Origin of the sequence: Sphaerisporangium rufum (assembly GCF_016863395.1) — a bacterium.
Lineage (GTDB): Bacteria > Actinomycetota > Actinomycetes > Streptosporangiales > Streptosporangiaceae > Sphaerisporangium > Sphaerisporangium rufum.
On record NZ_BOOU01000116.1, the window covers coordinates 1 to 14,183 of the forward strand.

The 14,183-nt window shown below is 70.8% G+C and carries 12 protein-coding genes; 8 read left to right on the plus strand and 4 right to left on the minus strand.

Features of this window, described 5'->3' with window-relative positions; genetic code table 11:
* A partial coding sequence (locus tag Sru01_RS34335; RefSeq protein WP_203994873.1) for a VWD domain-containing protein occupies positions 1 to 3,840 on the minus strand: 3,840 nt, incomplete at its 3' end.
* 171 nt (positions 3,841 to 4,011) lie between these two features.
* Between Sru01_RS34335 and Sru01_RS34340 the strand changes: the two genes are divergently transcribed.
* Positions 4,012 to 4,944 carry a hypothetical protein gene (locus tag Sru01_RS34340; protein ID WP_203994874.1) on the plus strand — a complete coding sequence of 311 codons (933 nt, stop codon included), beginning with the start codon at positions 4,012 to 4,014 and terminating at the stop codon, positions 4,942 to 4,944.
* 4 nt (positions 4,945 to 4,948) lie between these two features.
* Here Sru01_RS34340 and Sru01_RS34345 read toward each other — a convergent pair whose 3' ends face one another.
* Positions 4,949 to 5,416, minus strand: coding sequence for a nuclear transport factor 2 family protein (locus Sru01_RS34345; protein WP_203994877.1), 468 nt, complete (start codon positions 5,414 to 5,416; stop codon positions 4,949 to 4,951).
* A 300-nt stretch (positions 5,417 to 5,716) separates the two neighbouring features.
* On the opposite strand from Sru01_RS34345, the gene sigJ reads away from it, so the two are divergent.
* The 3 genes from sigJ (at position 5,717) to Sru01_RS34360 (ending at position 10,505) form a co-directional block, all read left to right on the plus strand.
* The gene (gene sigJ, locus Sru01_RS34350; RefSeq protein WP_203994880.1) at positions 5,717 to 6,643 is read left to right on the plus strand and encodes an RNA polymerase sigma factor SigJ; all 927 of its coding nucleotides are present in this window, start codon (positions 5,717 to 5,719) and stop codon (positions 6,641 to 6,643) included.
* 425 nt (positions 6,644 to 7,068) lie between these two features.
* Positions 7,069 to 8,502 (plus strand): arabinofuranosidase catalytic domain-containing protein, encoded by a 1,434-nt coding sequence (locus Sru01_RS34355; RefSeq protein ID WP_203994882.1) that lies wholly within the window; start codon positions 7,069 to 7,071, stop codon positions 8,500 to 8,502.
* 392 nt (positions 8,503 to 8,894) lie between these two features.
* Positions 8,895 to 10,505, plus strand: coding sequence for a cellulose binding domain-containing protein (locus Sru01_RS34360; RefSeq protein WP_239138059.1), 1,611 nt, complete (start codon positions 8,895 to 8,897; stop codon positions 10,503 to 10,505).
* 147 nt (positions 10,506 to 10,652) lie between these two features.
* Here Sru01_RS34360 and Sru01_RS34365 read toward each other — a convergent pair whose 3' ends face one another.
* Positions 10,653 to 11,015 carry a nuclear transport factor 2 family protein gene (locus Sru01_RS34365; RefSeq protein ID WP_203994887.1) on the minus strand — a complete coding sequence of 121 codons (363 nt, stop codon included), beginning with the start codon at positions 11,013 to 11,015 and terminating at the stop codon, positions 10,653 to 10,655.
* 150 nt (positions 11,016 to 11,165) lie between these two features.
* Between Sru01_RS34365 and Sru01_RS34370 the strand changes: the two genes are divergently transcribed.
* Genes Sru01_RS34370 through Sru01_RS34380 form a run of 3 tightly spaced genes read left to right on the plus strand, consistent with a single transcriptional unit; the run spans position 11,166 to position 12,534 of the window.
* Positions 11,166 to 12,017, plus strand: a complete 852-nt coding sequence (locus tag Sru01_RS34370) for a DUF72 domain-containing protein (protein ID WP_239138057.1) — start codon at positions 11,166 to 11,168, stop codon at positions 12,015 to 12,017.
* A gap of 29 nt (positions 12,018 to 12,046) precedes the next feature.
* The gene (locus Sru01_RS34375; protein ID WP_203994890.1) at positions 12,047 to 12,334 is read left to right on the plus strand and encodes an endonuclease/exonuclease/phosphatase family protein; all 288 of its coding nucleotides are present in this window, start codon (positions 12,047 to 12,049) and stop codon (positions 12,332 to 12,334) included.
* A 17-nt stretch (positions 12,335 to 12,351) separates the two neighbouring features.
* A complete protein-coding gene (locus tag Sru01_RS34380; protein WP_203994891.1) occupies positions 12,352 to 12,534 on the plus strand; it encodes a hypothetical protein in 183 nt (60 codons plus the stop codon).
* 258 nt (positions 12,535 to 12,792) lie between these two features.
* On the opposite strand, the gene Sru01_RS34385 is transcribed toward Sru01_RS34380, so the two are convergent.
* Complete coding sequence (locus tag Sru01_RS34385; protein ID WP_203994892.1) at positions 12,793 to 13,362, minus strand: TetR/AcrR family transcriptional regulator; 570 nt, start codon at positions 13,360 to 13,362, stop codon at positions 12,793 to 12,795.
* Between the two features lie 26 nt (positions 13,363 to 13,388).
* Between Sru01_RS34385 and merB the strand changes: the two genes are divergently transcribed.
* Complete coding sequence (merB, locus tag Sru01_RS34390) at positions 13,389 to 14,066, plus strand: organomercurial lyase (RefSeq protein WP_203994893.1); 678 nt, start codon at positions 13,389 to 13,391, stop codon at positions 14,064 to 14,066.
* The last annotated feature ends 117 nt before the right edge of the window (positions 14,067 to 14,183 follow it).

The following is a 14,183-nucleotide window of genomic DNA, read 5'->3' on the forward strand; positions in this document are numbered from 1 at the left end:
GAGAGAGCCGATGTTGGCGGAGTAGGGGACCAGGACGACGGTGTAGACGCCGTCGATCGGGAGGGTGGCCGGAGTAAGCGAGCAGGTCTCGCCGCAGTATTCGGAATCGATGAGGGTGGTGCCGTCTGGCTTGCGCACCTCGACCGTGGCATGGACCGGGGAATCGAAGGTACCGCCGGTGAAGCCGAAGGAGACGCTCTGGCCCTTCACGCCGAGGAAGCGCCAGATGCCGTTCTGGCCGGGTGAGGTGAGGGTGATCGTCGACGCGGGATCACCCACCGCCACCGTCTTCGTCACGTTGCCGACGTCCAGTTTCGCCGTCAGCGCGCCGGTGAGGTCGCCGTTGGGGTTCAGCACGATCGTGTAGACGCCGTCCACGGGGAGGACGGCGGGGGTGAGCGAGCAGGAGGTGCCGCAGTACGCCGAGTTGATGAGGGTGGTGCCGTCCGGCCTGCGCACCGCGACCGTGGCGTCGACGACGGTGCCGAAGGTGCCGTTGGTGAAGCCGAACGAGACGTTCTGCCCGGCCAGTCCGGTGAAGCTCCACACCCCGTTCTGGCCGGGGACCGTGGTGGCCAGCCGGACGGCGGCGCCGCCGACCGTCACGGTGGCGGTGGGGTCGGCGGGGATTTCCAGGACGCCCGCCGACAGCGACCCCGTCTGATCGGCGCCCGGATCGAGCACGATCGTGTAGGTGCCGCTCGCCGGCAGGGGGGTCACGTCGATGAAGCAGGACTGGGCGCAGTACGTCCGGCCGGTGAGCTCGCTCCCGTCCGGCTTCCGCACCAGGACGTAGGTACCGGACGACCCGGTGAAGGTCCCCGCGGTGAACCGGAACGACATGCGCTGCCCGGTGTTCCCGGTGAAGGTCCAGGTGCCGTTCTGCCCGGCGGCGGTGGTGGTCAGCGCGACCGCCGTGCCGTTGGTGGGGACCGGCCGCGTGACATCGGCCGGAACCGTGGTGAGCTTGGCGGTCAGCCGGCCCACGGCGGTGGCGTACTGGTTCAAGGCGATCGTGTACGTGCCGCTCGCCGGCAGGGTGACCGGCTCGAACTGGCAGCCGTTTCCGCAGTAGGTGGAGCTCTTCAGCACCGACCCGTCCGGTTTCCTGAGCGTGATGTCCGCTTCGTAGCTGTAGGCGAAGGTGGCGGCGCTGAAGGTGAAGTAGACCCGCTGGTTCGCGGTCCCGGTGAAGGTCCAGGCGCCGTTCTGCCCGGGGGTCGTCAACTCCAGGGCGACCGGCGGACCCCCGATGGCGACCGGAGCGGTCGCGTCGGCCGGGATGTCCAGCAGGGCCAGGGAGTACGGGCCGCTTTCATCGCCGTTCGTCCCGACGTTCAGCCGGTAGTTCCCGGCCGGCAGGTTCCTGATCTCCTTGTCGGCGCAGTAACCACCGGTGACGGTGGAGCCGCTCCCGTCGAGCAGCGTCCAGTCGAGGCTGGAGCCGGGACAGGTCCGGATGTCGAGGTAGAGATTGGCGGGCCGGGCCAGGCTGAACTGGTACTGGTCCACCGACACGACCGTCTCCAGGTTGCCGGCGCCCGACGCCGGCACGCCGTCGGAGACGGTGAACGGTACCGAGACCGGGAAGGTCTGCGGCGGCACGATCGGCATGTTCAACTGCATGTTGTCGATGCCGAAGCCCTGGTTGGACAGGCCCGCGGCGCCGGTGGCGGTGATCGTGAACTCCGCCTGGCCCGCGGTGTGCCGGAACGGGACGGTCAGCCGGTACCTGGCGAAGGGCAGCCCGGTGGCGAGTTTGCCGGTGGCCACCGGGGTGAGCTCGCTCGGCGTGAACGTGACGGGGTTCGCCCGGTCGGTGCTCACGGTCACCGTCTCGCGGTCACTGTCGGAGTTCCAGTCGCCCACGGTGAGCAGGTCGAACGCCAGCGTTCCCTTGTCATGCGAGGGAAGCTGCTGGACGTAGAACCGGTAGGACTCCGTCCCGCTGAACGGCCCGGCGAAGCTCGTCGTGGCCTGATCCTGGGACACCTTGGCCGGGCGCAGGTTCCTCGGCATGGTGGTCGACTGGAAGTCGACGGCCATGCCGCCCTGGGCGTCGAGGGTCGCCGCCTGCGGGTCGACCACGGTGTCGACCTGCTCGGCCGCCATGGCGGCGAAGCTCGCGTCCGCCGTCAGCGCGATGTCCAGCACGCAGCCGTCGAACACCGGGCCCGGCGGCACGTTCCGCTCCTGGCAGTAGGTGCTGCCCGCGGAGATCTGTTCCGGGGTCAGGTCGTGGACCGTGAAGATCTCGGAGGGGAACGTCAGATCGGTGAACGTGCCGGTGTTCTGCCCGGCCGCGTAGGTGAACAGGGACTCCTCGTCGGAGATCCGCCAGGAATCGGCGTACTGGCCGTGGATCACCGTCGGGGAGGCGTCCGCCGGCAGCTGGGTGCCGTCCCGGTACTTCAGGTCGTCGTCGGGGTTCCCGTCACCGTCGCCCAGCAGGCCGACGAGATCGGCGGGAGGTTCGCCGCCGAAGGCGAGTCCGGCGTGGCAGCAGGTGCCGTCCCACTGGAAGACGCCGCCGTCCATGCCGTCCCAGAAGACGTAGTAGCTGCCCCCCTTGTGGATGATGCCGGCGGTTTCGCCGAACTGGACGGCCTTGTCATCGGGCAGCGTGTACGGCTCACCGTCGATGAGGAGGTCCTCGCCGATCTCGACGACGTGGTCGTCGACCGACATGGCGACCCGGTCGAGGATCGACACGTTGTCGCGGACGGCGGTGAACCGGGCCTGGATCTTGAGATCGTGGCTGTCGGACTCGGCGAGCACGAACTCGCCGACCGACTGCATGTCGTACGACAGCCGGTCCAGGGTGATCAGGTGCGGTTCGCCGTAGACCTTGGAGAACCTCAGCCCGCGCAGCCAGTCCCAGAAGTCGGTGACGGTGTTCCACAGCATGGACGCCTGCATGATCGCCAGCGAGTACGCCAGGGAGGGGATCGCCGTGATGACGTCCACGATCCCGATGTCCGGCAGCGGGATCGGGTTCGGCACGGGCACCGGCCAGGGCTGCGGTACCGGGGTGGGGACCGGTTCGATGACGGGCACCGGCAGCGGGTCCGGCAGCGGCTCGGGCGGCTGCCCGGACGTCGGCTTCTTGCAGGTCTTCAGCTCGCCGGCCAGCCGGATCTCCAGGTAGCCGTCCTGCGGCGAGGTGACGGTGTACGCCTGGGTGCGGTAACCGACCTCGCCGCGGGCGCATCCGTAGTTCACCCAGAACTGGTCGGCGTAGTCGCGCAGCACGTTGCCCAGGCCCACGTTCACCATGCCCCGGGCGGTCATCTGCCCGATCTGCTTCTTGACCTGCGACTGCCATCCGGAGGCCTTGGGGTTGGTCGTTACCTTCGCCTCGATGACCTGTACGTAGGGCTGCTGGGCCTGGGTGCGGGTGTGGTCGTAGTAGATGATGTCCGGCCGGGAGCGGCCGAAGGTGGTCTCCCACTGGATGTCGGGATGAATGCCCGATTGCCCGGAGCCGCCGGTGACCCGGCCGTTGAGGTAGGCGATGGCGCGGGCCTGGCCGATGTACTCGATGCCGGCCTTGTCCTCGCCGCCGTTCCGCCCGCACTGGTTCTTGGTGTACAGCTGGCCGGGGCCGTTCGGCCGGCCGAGCAGGCACCCCGGGTTCTGGGTGATGCGCGCTCGGGTGCTGGCCAGCACCCCGTTGACGCATCGCCGGCTACCTCGGGTGCTCGGGATGCTCCAGTCGGAGTCGTTGGTGCAGGCCGCCGCGGCGTTCGCGGGCGGCGGCCGGTAGGGGTCACCGGGCACCAGCAGCCCGGCGATCAGGGATAAGACGACGATGATGATTTGCGCGCTTCTGCGCCGCATGCGTTCCCCGTATTCCGCCACAAAGGTAAGTTCCTAGATCAACATGGATGTTAGGCTGCCGGGCGGGCCGCGATAAGGCACGAAATGATCACAGAGTTCAGCCGATGTCCGATTGCTGGACTGTCCACAGCAATTCCGGAGAAGCGGTCGCGAATCCGAAGAAGGGGCGTTGTGCGACTAGGTCAACAGGAATTTCTGCTTGAATCGCTGTCGTCACGCACCGTTCGCCGGGCGGCACTGATCGTCGAGGTGGCGGACGACCGGCCGGTCGCCTTCGACGCCGATCATCAGGAGTTCGTCCGGCTGCCGGCCGCGCCGGCCGGCACGATCGTGCGGTCGCTGTCCGCCGACGGCACCCGCCTGCTGCTGACCGACGCCCGGGACGATCTGCCCGGCCGGGGGGTCGGCGTGCTGGACCTCGGCGGCGGCGAGGTGCGGTGGTTCGCCGGCGCCGACCCCGAGTTCGAACACGACGTGCACGCGATGTTCGCACCGGACGGCACCGCCATCGCGGTGCTGGGCGGCGATGACGGCGAGGAACCCGGCAGCGCGGTGGTGAGCCTGCTCGATCCCGCCTCCGGTGCCCGCCACCGGGTCTGGACGGCGGAGGGCACGGCAAACTGGGAGTGCGGGCTGTGCTGGTCACCACGGGGTGATCTGCTCGCCGTCACCTACCTGACCTGGGACGAGGAGCACGACGACGACATGCTGTGCACGGTGGTCATCGACCCCGGCACCGGGAAATCCCTGGCCACCTACCCGAACGCGTCCATCGCCGCCGCCACCGGCGCCGGCTGGACCGAGGAGCAGGAACTGGTCCTCGGCCTGGAGCACGACGATCTGAACCGCCGCCAGGTGGCCGACCCGCGCACCGGCACGGTACGGACCACCGCGGAGCTCACCGGGCGGCTCTGGGGGGTCATCGGCCGCCGCCATCTGCAGCAGGTCGCCGCGCACGAGGAGCCGGACGCGCCGGCCACGATCTTCTACACCGGCGACCTGGACGGTGCCGACCGGCGCCCGCTCTTCACCTGCCGCCCCAGGGTGACCGTCGAGCGGGTACACCTGGCCCCCCAGGCGTTCCCCGCCGGGACCGGCACCTGAACCGTCAGGCTCCGGGCGGGCGGGCCACCGCGTCCGCCGCCGGCGCCGAGCCCGGCAGCGGCGTGGTGTCCAGGTAGCGCACCTCGTAGCGGCGTTCGGCGAATCGCCACCCGTCCGGGGTGCGCCGGTAGCGGTCGTGGTAGATCGCGTGGTTCGACTGCGAGCCGCCGTCACGGAACCGGCCGAACTCCGCGACGTACGCACGACCGGTCGCGCGATCCCCGTCGATCCGGATCACGCCCGGGTGCACCGTCTGCACGAAGTACTCCCAGAGCCCCTGCCCCCGTTCTATCCCGGCACGTATCCCGGCCCGGCCGATGAACTCCAGGCCGGCGTGCGGGATCCGCCACGCGCCGTCCGGGGTGAACAGCGCCGCGAAGCGGTCGAAGTCGCGCGTCATCCCGGCGTCGGTGAACTCGCCGCGCAGGGCATCGATCTCGACGCGGTCGGCGAGGGAACGGAGGTCGATCATCGGGTGTCTCCTCCTCGGAGAACGGCACGGCCGCTCGGCGGGGACAGGCGTGGGGCGGAGGTATGGAGTCGCTTGCGGGGATGGCACGAGTCACGCCGCCGGTGGCCCGAGTGCGGCCGGGCACCGTCCGGGGGTAGGACGATGGGGTGCCGCGGGCCGTACCGTGCCGCCGGCGGCGTGGCATCGCTTCCGGTGGTACGACGAAGCGGCCCCGCGAAATGTGACATCCGGCCTCACAACCGGCGGGGATGTTTCGTCGTACCGGTGTTGGCGGGCGCGAGCAAGGGAGTCGCCAAGATCATGACCACCCGATCCGACCGGGGGGCGGGCCGGCCCGATCCGGACCTGAGCGCGATCGTCGGCGAGCGGCGCCGGCTGATCAACCTGGCGTACCGGATGCTCGGCTCGCTGGCCGAGGCCGAGGACGTCGTCCAGGAGACCTACGCCCGCTGGTACGCCATGTCCGAGCGGCGGCAGGCGGAGATCGAGTCCCCCGGCGCCTGGCTGACGAAGGTCGCCGGCCGGATCTGCCTGGACCTGCTCGGTTCGGCCCGCGTCCGGCGGGAGAACTACGTGGGCGAGTGGATCCCCGAGCCGCTCCCCGACCACGCGGAGTGGGGCGGCACCCCCTCCGGCATCGACCCGGCCGACCGGGTCACCTTGGACGAGTCGGTCAGCATGGCGTTCCTGGTGGTGCTGGAGGCGATGACTCCGGCCGAGCGGGTGGCGTTCGTCCTGCACGACGTGTTCCGCTATCCGTTCGCCGAGGTGGCGGAGATCGTCGGCCGCACGCCGGCCGCCTGCCGGAAGCTCGCCTCCTCCGCCCGTCAGCGCATCCGCGCGTCGCACCCGGCACCGGCTCCCACGGCCCGGCAGGCGGCGATCGTCCGGGACTTCCGCCGGGCATGGGAGGCCAAGGACATCGGTGCGCTGGTCGGCCTGCTCGACCCGGCGGCCACCGGGGTCGCCGACGGCGGCGGCCTGGTCGACGCGGCGTTCCGTCCGGTGGAGGGCGCCGACCGGATCGCCCACACCCTGGTCGACATCGCCGGCCGCGTCCCCGGTATGACCATCCTGGAGCGGACGGTCAACGGCCGGCCCGGCCTGGTGGCCCGGCAGGACGGTGCCATCGTGGTGGTGATGGCGTTCGAGGTGCCGGCCGACCGGATCACCCGGATCTGGGCGGTACGCAACCCGGAGAAGCTCCGGCGGTGGACGCCGGACTGACCGGACCGCGTGGCCCCGCGCGCCGCCGGCCCTCCGCAGGCTTACCGGTGTGATCCGCTGGTTGTTGCCTTAACTATCTGCCTCATATCTTTGAAATTTTCAACAAGCCGACCTGCTCTCCGAGCGCTGACTCGCAGCAAGGCGCAGCTTAAAACCGGCTCAGTCGGTGTTATGCCGTCCGCCTGCGGCTGGACGGTTGACTTAACTTTCCGGCGGAGATTTGCTCCTCCAGTGATGACTCGCCGTCCGGGACGGAGCCGTTATCCGGGCGGGCGGCGGTGCCGGTGGGCGCCCGCCGGCATCGCGCCGGTACCGGCTTCGATCATCGGACGGCGGGACCGCCGCAGGCTCGGCACGCCGCGGCGAACGTCGGATCTCGGAGAATGGATCAGACCTTGTGACATGTCAGTTTCTCTCGTCGGCTGGTGAAACCACCGGCCACCGCCGCCGCGGCCGTCGCGCTGCTGGCGGCGGGCATCGGCGTGGCCGGGACGAACGCCGCGTCGGCCGCGGCCGGCTGCCAGGTCACCTACACGGTGTCCAGTTCATGGCCCGGTGGCTTCAACGCTAATGTTAGCGTTAACAATCTCGGCGATCCGATCAAAGGATGGCGGTTGACCTGGTCGTTCGGCTCCGGCCAGAGCATCACCCAGCTGTGGAACGGCACCTACACCCAGTCCGGTTCCCAGGTGACGGTGTCCAACGTCTCCTACAACGCCACCATTCCGACCGGCGGCAGCACCGGCTTCGGCTTCAACGGCTCGTTCACCGGGTCCAACCCGGTGCCCACCGGCTTCGCGCTGAACGGGGTCACCTGTAACGGAGTGCCGGCCTCGCCGTCCCCGTCGCCCAGCGGTCCGACGTCGCCGTCCCCCTCGCCGTCCCCGTCCGTCCCGGGGTCGGAGCGGCGGCCGTGTGACATCTACGCCGCGGGCGGCACGCCGTGCGTGGCCGCGCACAGCACCACCCGCGCGCTGTACGCCGCCTACAGCGGCCCGCTGTACCAGGTGAAGCGCTCCTCCGACAACGCCACCCGCGACATCGGTGTGCTCGCCCCGGGCGGCGGCGCCGACGCGGCCGCGCAGGACTCGTTCTGCACCGGTACGACCTGCCTGATCAGCATCATCTACGACCAGTCCGGCCGCAACAACCGCCTCACCCAGGCCCCGCCCGGCGGGTTCTCCGGCCCGGCCCCCGGCGGCTACGACAACCTGGCGACCGCGACCAAGGCGCCGACCACGGTCTACGGCCGCAAGGCCTACGGCGTCTACGTCGACCCCGGCGTCGGGTACCGCAACAACACGACCAACGGCATCGCCAAGGGCGACCAGTCGGAGGGCATGTACGCCATCTTCGACGGCACGCACTACAACGGCGGCTGCTGCTTCGACTACGGCAACGCCGAGACCAACAGCCGCGACAACGGCAACGGCACCATGGAGGCCATCTACTTCGGCAACAACAAGGTCTGGGGCACCGGCGCGGGCAACGGCCCGTGGATCATGGCCGACCTGGAGAACGGCCTGTTCTCCGGGGTGAACCAGAAGAACAACCCAGGTGACCCGACCATCACCCACCGGTACCTGACCGCCATCGTCAAGGGCGAGCCCAACCACTGGGCGATCCGCGGCGGCAACGCCCAGTCCGGTGCCCTGTCCACCTTCTACAACGGGGTGCGGCCCAACGTCCCGGGCTACAACCCGATGAAGAAGGAGGGCGCCATCATCCTGGGCATCGGCGGCGACAACAGCCACGGCGCCGCGGGCACCTTCTACGAGGGCGTGATGACCTCCGGTTACCCGACGGACGCCACCGAGAACGCGGTACAGGCCAACATCGTCGCGGCCGGCTACCGGTGACGGTCTCGCGCCCCCGGGCACGTTGAACCGAGCCGCCCCCGGCGCCTGCCGGGGGCGGCCCCCCTCCGCGGCCGAGCGCCGGACCGGCCGGAGGCGTGAGCACCTGATCGGCCCGGCCGGGGGTGGGCGCCACCCCGCCCGGTGGCGTGCGGGCGGGGTGGTCCCGGCCGAGGTGACCACCGGCAAATTAAGCGCTGGACAAGCTGAAAGTTTCAATTGTCCGGCGGCTTCGATCCGGCCCCACCTGGGGTGACGCTGTCGTGGCGTGGGACGGGACGGCGGTGCCTGTGCATGGTCCGACCCCCGATGCGATGCTGCCGGAGCCGGCCGCGAAGCGGCGATGCGTCATCTCCGGAATTCGTCCCGCAACTGTAGGAGGACCCTTGCGAAAGGTGGGATCCATACTGGCCGCCGCCGTGCTGGCCGGTGGCCTGATCGCCCTTCAGGACCAGGCCAGCGCCCTGGACAACGGGGTGGCGCGTACACCGCCCATGGGATGGAACAGCTGGAACACCTTCGGCTGCAACATCAGCGAGACGCTGATCAAGCAGATGGCCGACTCGATCGTCAGCTCCGGCCTGCGCGACCTCGGATACCAGTACGTCGTGGTGGACGACTGCTGGATGAACTCCACCCGTGATTCGGCCGGCAACCTGCAGGCCAACGCCTCGCGCTTCCCCAGCGGGATGAAGGCGCTCGGCGACTACCTGCACAACAAGGGACTGAAGTTCGGCATCTACCAGGCGCCGCTCGACAAGACCTGCGCCCAGTACTTCAACTCCTATCCGGGGGCGACCGGCGCCCAGGGCCACGAGGCCCAGGACGCCCGGCAGTTCGCCGCCTGGGGGGTGGACTACCTCAAGTACGACTGGTGCTCGCCCACCGGCACCATCGACGACCAGGTCCGCACGTTCGCCAAGATGCGCGACGCGCTGGCGGCGACCGGCCGGCCGATCGTGTACAGCATCAACTCCAACAGCATCCACGACAAGACCGGCCCGCGGCGGGACTGGGGCGACATCGCCAACATGTGGCGGACGACCGAGGACATCACCAACAAGTGGGACACCGGTCAGACCAACGGGTACCCGATGGGCATCCAGAACATCGTCAACGTCACCGTGCCGCTCGCCTCGTACGCCAGGCCCGGTGCGTTCAACGACCCCGACATGATGGAGGTCGGCCGGGGCGGCATGAACGACACCGAGATGCGCAGCCACATGGCCCTGTGGGCGATCATGGCCTCGCCGCTGATCCTCGGCAACGACGTGCGCAACATGGACTCGGCCACCCAGACGATCCTGAAGAACCAAAATCTGATCGCCATCAACCAGGACTCTCTCGCCCAGCAGGGCCGGCAGATCAGCAACGACAGCACCCGGCGCGTGCTGGCCAAGCGGCTCGCCAACGGCGACGTCGCGGTCGCCCTGTTCAACCAGGGCGGCGGCACCACCACGGTCAGCACCACCGCCGCCGCGGTCGGCCTGTCCGGCGGCTCGTTCACCCTGCGCGACGCCTGGACCAACGCCACCAGCACCAGCACCGGGGCCATTTCGGCGAGCGTGCCGGCGCACGGCACCGTGGTGTACCGGGTGAGCGGCGGCGCCGGTCCGAGCCCGACCCCCACCCCGACGCCGACTCCCTCGGTGACGCCCACCCCGACGCCGACCCCCACCCCGACGCCGAGCGGCGGCCAGCCCGGCACCTGCACGGCCACCTACAAGCTGGTCAACAGCTGGGGCGGCGGCTTCCAGGGCGAGGTCACCGTCGGCAACAACGGGCCGTCGGCCCTGAACGGCTGGACGGTGAAGATGACGCTGGCCGGCGGGCAGAGCATCTCCAGCCTGTGGAACGGCGTGAACACCGGAACCAGCGGTGCGGTGACCGTCCGCAACGCGGCCTACAACGGCACCGTCGCCGGCGGCGGCTCGACGACGTTCGGCTTCACCGCCAACGGTGACGGCTCGGCCGCTCCCAGCGGGGTGACCTGCACGAGCCCGTGACATCCGGGTGAGGAACGGCAACCGGGTACCGGCCGGGTGGCCGCGGCCGCGCCGGCGGCGCGCCGCGGTCCCGGGCCGTGACCGCGGAGCCCTGGGCCGGGGCGGCCATCCCCCGGCCCGGGGTCGCCGCGTGCACCATGGCGGAGCTCAGGCGGGGGCGGGGCCGTAGGCGCCCCAGCCGGACACGACCAGGCCGTCCTCGACGGCCAGCACCTCGCAGACCTCCCAGCCGGTCTGGTGCCGGTAGTTGATGACGACGGCGTCGACGCCCGCGTAGACGCCGAGGATCTCGAACCGCAGCTCCGGATTGCGCCGCAGGCCCTCGGCCCAGTAGGCGCGCAGCGCCTCCTTGCCGCGGACGACGCCGTCCGAGCCGGGCACCACCCGGGCCGCCAGCGGCGATCGGAAGACGACGCCGTCGGCGAAGTGCCGCATGATTCGGTCGAGGTCGTGGGCGTTCCAGCCGGCTGCCCACTCGGCGGCGAACGCCCGAGCCTGCTCAAGATCCATAAGGTCATCCAACCACGCACGTTCATCGGTTGATCCGTCGATCCGTTCATCGGCTCGTCCGATGGTGTTCCGGGCGCACCGCCGGCGCCCGGACCTCGCGGGCCCGCCGCCGGGCACCCGACGGTGCCGCCAGGGCGGTACCGTCGGGCCATGAGGCTTGCCGTGGGGTGCGCGATGTGGGCTCACGGGCCGTGGCAGGGCCGGTTCCTGCCGCAGCCACTGGCGGCCGGGGAGCGGCTGCGCGCCTACGCGAGCTGGTGTGACGCGGTGGAGGGCAACACCACCTTCTACGCGACGCCGCCCCCGCAGACCGTGGAGGCGTGGGCGCGGCAGACCGGGCCGGACTTCCGGCTCCTGGTAAAGCTGCCCAAGCCGATCACCCACGGGCGCCGGCTGGCCGGCGGGGACGAGGAACTGCGGCCGTTCCTGGCGGCGATGGAGCCGCTCGGCCCGCGCGTGCACGCCCTGTGGATCCAGCTGCCCGGCTCGTTCGGGCCGGGCGACCTCGGCGCGCTGGCCGGCTTCCTGCGCCGGCTTCCCGCCGGCCACCGGTACGCCGTCGAGGTGCGGCACCCCGCGTTCTTCACCGACCCGCGGGCGGCGCGGGCGCTCGAAGGCGTGCTGGCCGGCGCGGACGCCGAATGGGTGCCGTTCGACACCACGGTGCTGTTCCGCGGCCCGCCGGACACCGACGCCGAGCGGGAGGCGTGGACCCGCAAGCCGCGGCTGCCGCGCCGGTCGCCCGCGCTCACCGACCGGCCGATCGTCCGCTACCTCGGCAGGGACGACACGGCGCGGACCGTCGAGGGCTGGCAATGCTGGGTCGACACCATCACCGGGTGGCTGCGCGAGGGCCGGTCGCCCACGGTGTTCGTGCACACTCCGGACAATGCCGACGCGCTGCCGCTCGCCCGGCGGTTCCACGACGAGGTGCGCGCCCGCCTGCCGCGGCTCGCGCCGCTCCCCGACCCCCTTCCGGCCGAGCCGCTCACCCTCTTTTGACCGAGCCCCGGGAGGCACGGATGCGGATCATGACGCTGAACGTCTGGGCCCGGCATGGCGACTGGCCACGCCGCCGTAAGGTGCTGGCCGCGGGCCTGCGCGCGCTGCGCCCTGACCTGGTGGCGTTCCAGGAGGTGGTGCGGACCGCGGACTACGACCAGGTGGCCGACCTGCTGGGCTCGGCGTACCACGTCGTTCACCAGCACAATGGCGAGGCGGACGGGACGCGGGCCGCCATCGCGAGCCGCTGGCCGGTCGGCCGGGTGCGGCAGCTGCGGATGCCGGTGACACTTTCACCCCGGACAATCCTCTGGTAACCGGCGGTAACTGGCCGTTGGAGACCGGACGGCGCATCGATTACGTCCTGGTGCGCTGCGCCGGCAACGGTCCCACCCTGCGCCTGGCCGGCTGCCGGCGGATCTTCGACCGGCCGGCTGCCGGGGTTTGGGCCGGGGACCACTTCGGGGTACTGGCCGATCTGGTCCCGATCGAGGAGCATGCCGTCCCCGGGAGCTGAGCCGGGCGGCCGGGTGACGGATGCGCCCGCCACCGGCGGGCCGTCCGGCGGACCGGCGATCAGGAGGCCGGCGCCGGAAGCAGGGTCTCCCGCAGGAACCGGATCTGGTCGGTGAAAAGCATCCGGCGAACGTCGTCCCGGTAGACCTCGAAGTGGGCGACCAGGTAGGTGCGCACTGTGCCGGCCGGCGCCCGGTCGGCGAGTTCGCGCGCCGACGCCTCGGGTGTCTCCTTGTCCTGTGCGGCCAGGCACCATCCATCAGCTTTCCTCGAGGTCGTCGGGCACCAGACCGAGCAGGATGTCGTACACCGATCGCAGCTCCGCCGGGCCGGGCGCGGGCACCAGGACGGACGCGCCCAGTCCGATCAGGTACGGCAGCAGAGCATGAGCACGGAGGTTCGCGGGTGCGGGTACCACGCGGCGCCAGATCTGCTCCAGCGTGGTCAGCCGGGCGGCGTCGACACGGGCCACCACATCGCGCGCCTCGGCGTCGGCGAACGCCCAGGCCCGGATGGCGGCCTCCAGGCGCGGGTCGTACAGCGAGGTCTCCGGAGCGGTGGTCAACGAGGTCAGTGCCTGCAGCACGGCGCGCGGGCGCTGATCGCGGTGGCCGCGCACCGCGTCGTCCAGCGCGTTCACGATGCGCTGCTCGGCATGCAGGAGCAGGGCGCTCCGGTACCCTTCGATTCCCTCGAAGTGGTGGTGGAAGGACCCTTTCGACAGGCCGAGCCGGGCGGCGAGCCGGTCGATTCGGACGCCGGCCGCTCCTTGCTCGCAGAGGACGGCGATGCCTTCACCCAGCCAGCGATCACGAGTGCTGGATGTCATGGTGCCACCCTACCATACTGTATGGTATGACCATGCCGGAGAACATGAGCGATGTCGACGAACGAGTCCGCGTCCATGTCTACCAGACTCTGGCGGCGACCGGCCGGGCGCCCGGACGGGACGACATCGCCCGCGACCTCACGCTCTCCCCGGCCCGGGCCGGCGCGGCGATCAACACGCTGGCGGCCGGACGCCACCTCGTCCTGCGGGACGGTGAGATCCTGCTCGCCCACCCGTTCGCCACCGCGAACTTCGGCTTCTCGGTAATGGGCCGCTCGACCCTGTACTGGGGCGGCTGCGCCTGGGACGCCTTCGCCATCCCGCACCTGGTCGACCGGGAGCCGCGAGCACTGATCGCCACCGAGTGCCCCGGCTGCGCCCGGCCCATGGCATGGATCGTCGACCGTGCGGCGCCGCCGCCGGGCGACGAGGTCGTGCACTTCCTGGTCCCCGCCGCCCGGGCCTGGGACGACGTGATCCACACCTGTACGCACCAGCGCGTCTTCTGCGATCACGACTGCCTGCGGTCCTGGTCGCGGTCGTCAGGGCTGCCGATCGGCACCACATTCGGCATCGACGTGCTGTGGCGCCTGGCAAGCCGGTGGTACGAAGGGCGGCTCGACAGCCCGTACGTCCGCCGCGAGCCCGCCGAGGCCCGCCGGCACTTCGCCGAGGCCGGCCTGCCGCCCGGCTACTGGAGCTGAGCGCGGCGGCCCTGCTCGGACAGGCGGGCCGCCGGGCCGGGCGCACCTGCCGCCCCCGGCGGCCGCGGTCATTCCTGGCCGGTCGCGCCGGCCAATGGTTCGGTCTTCACGCTGGGG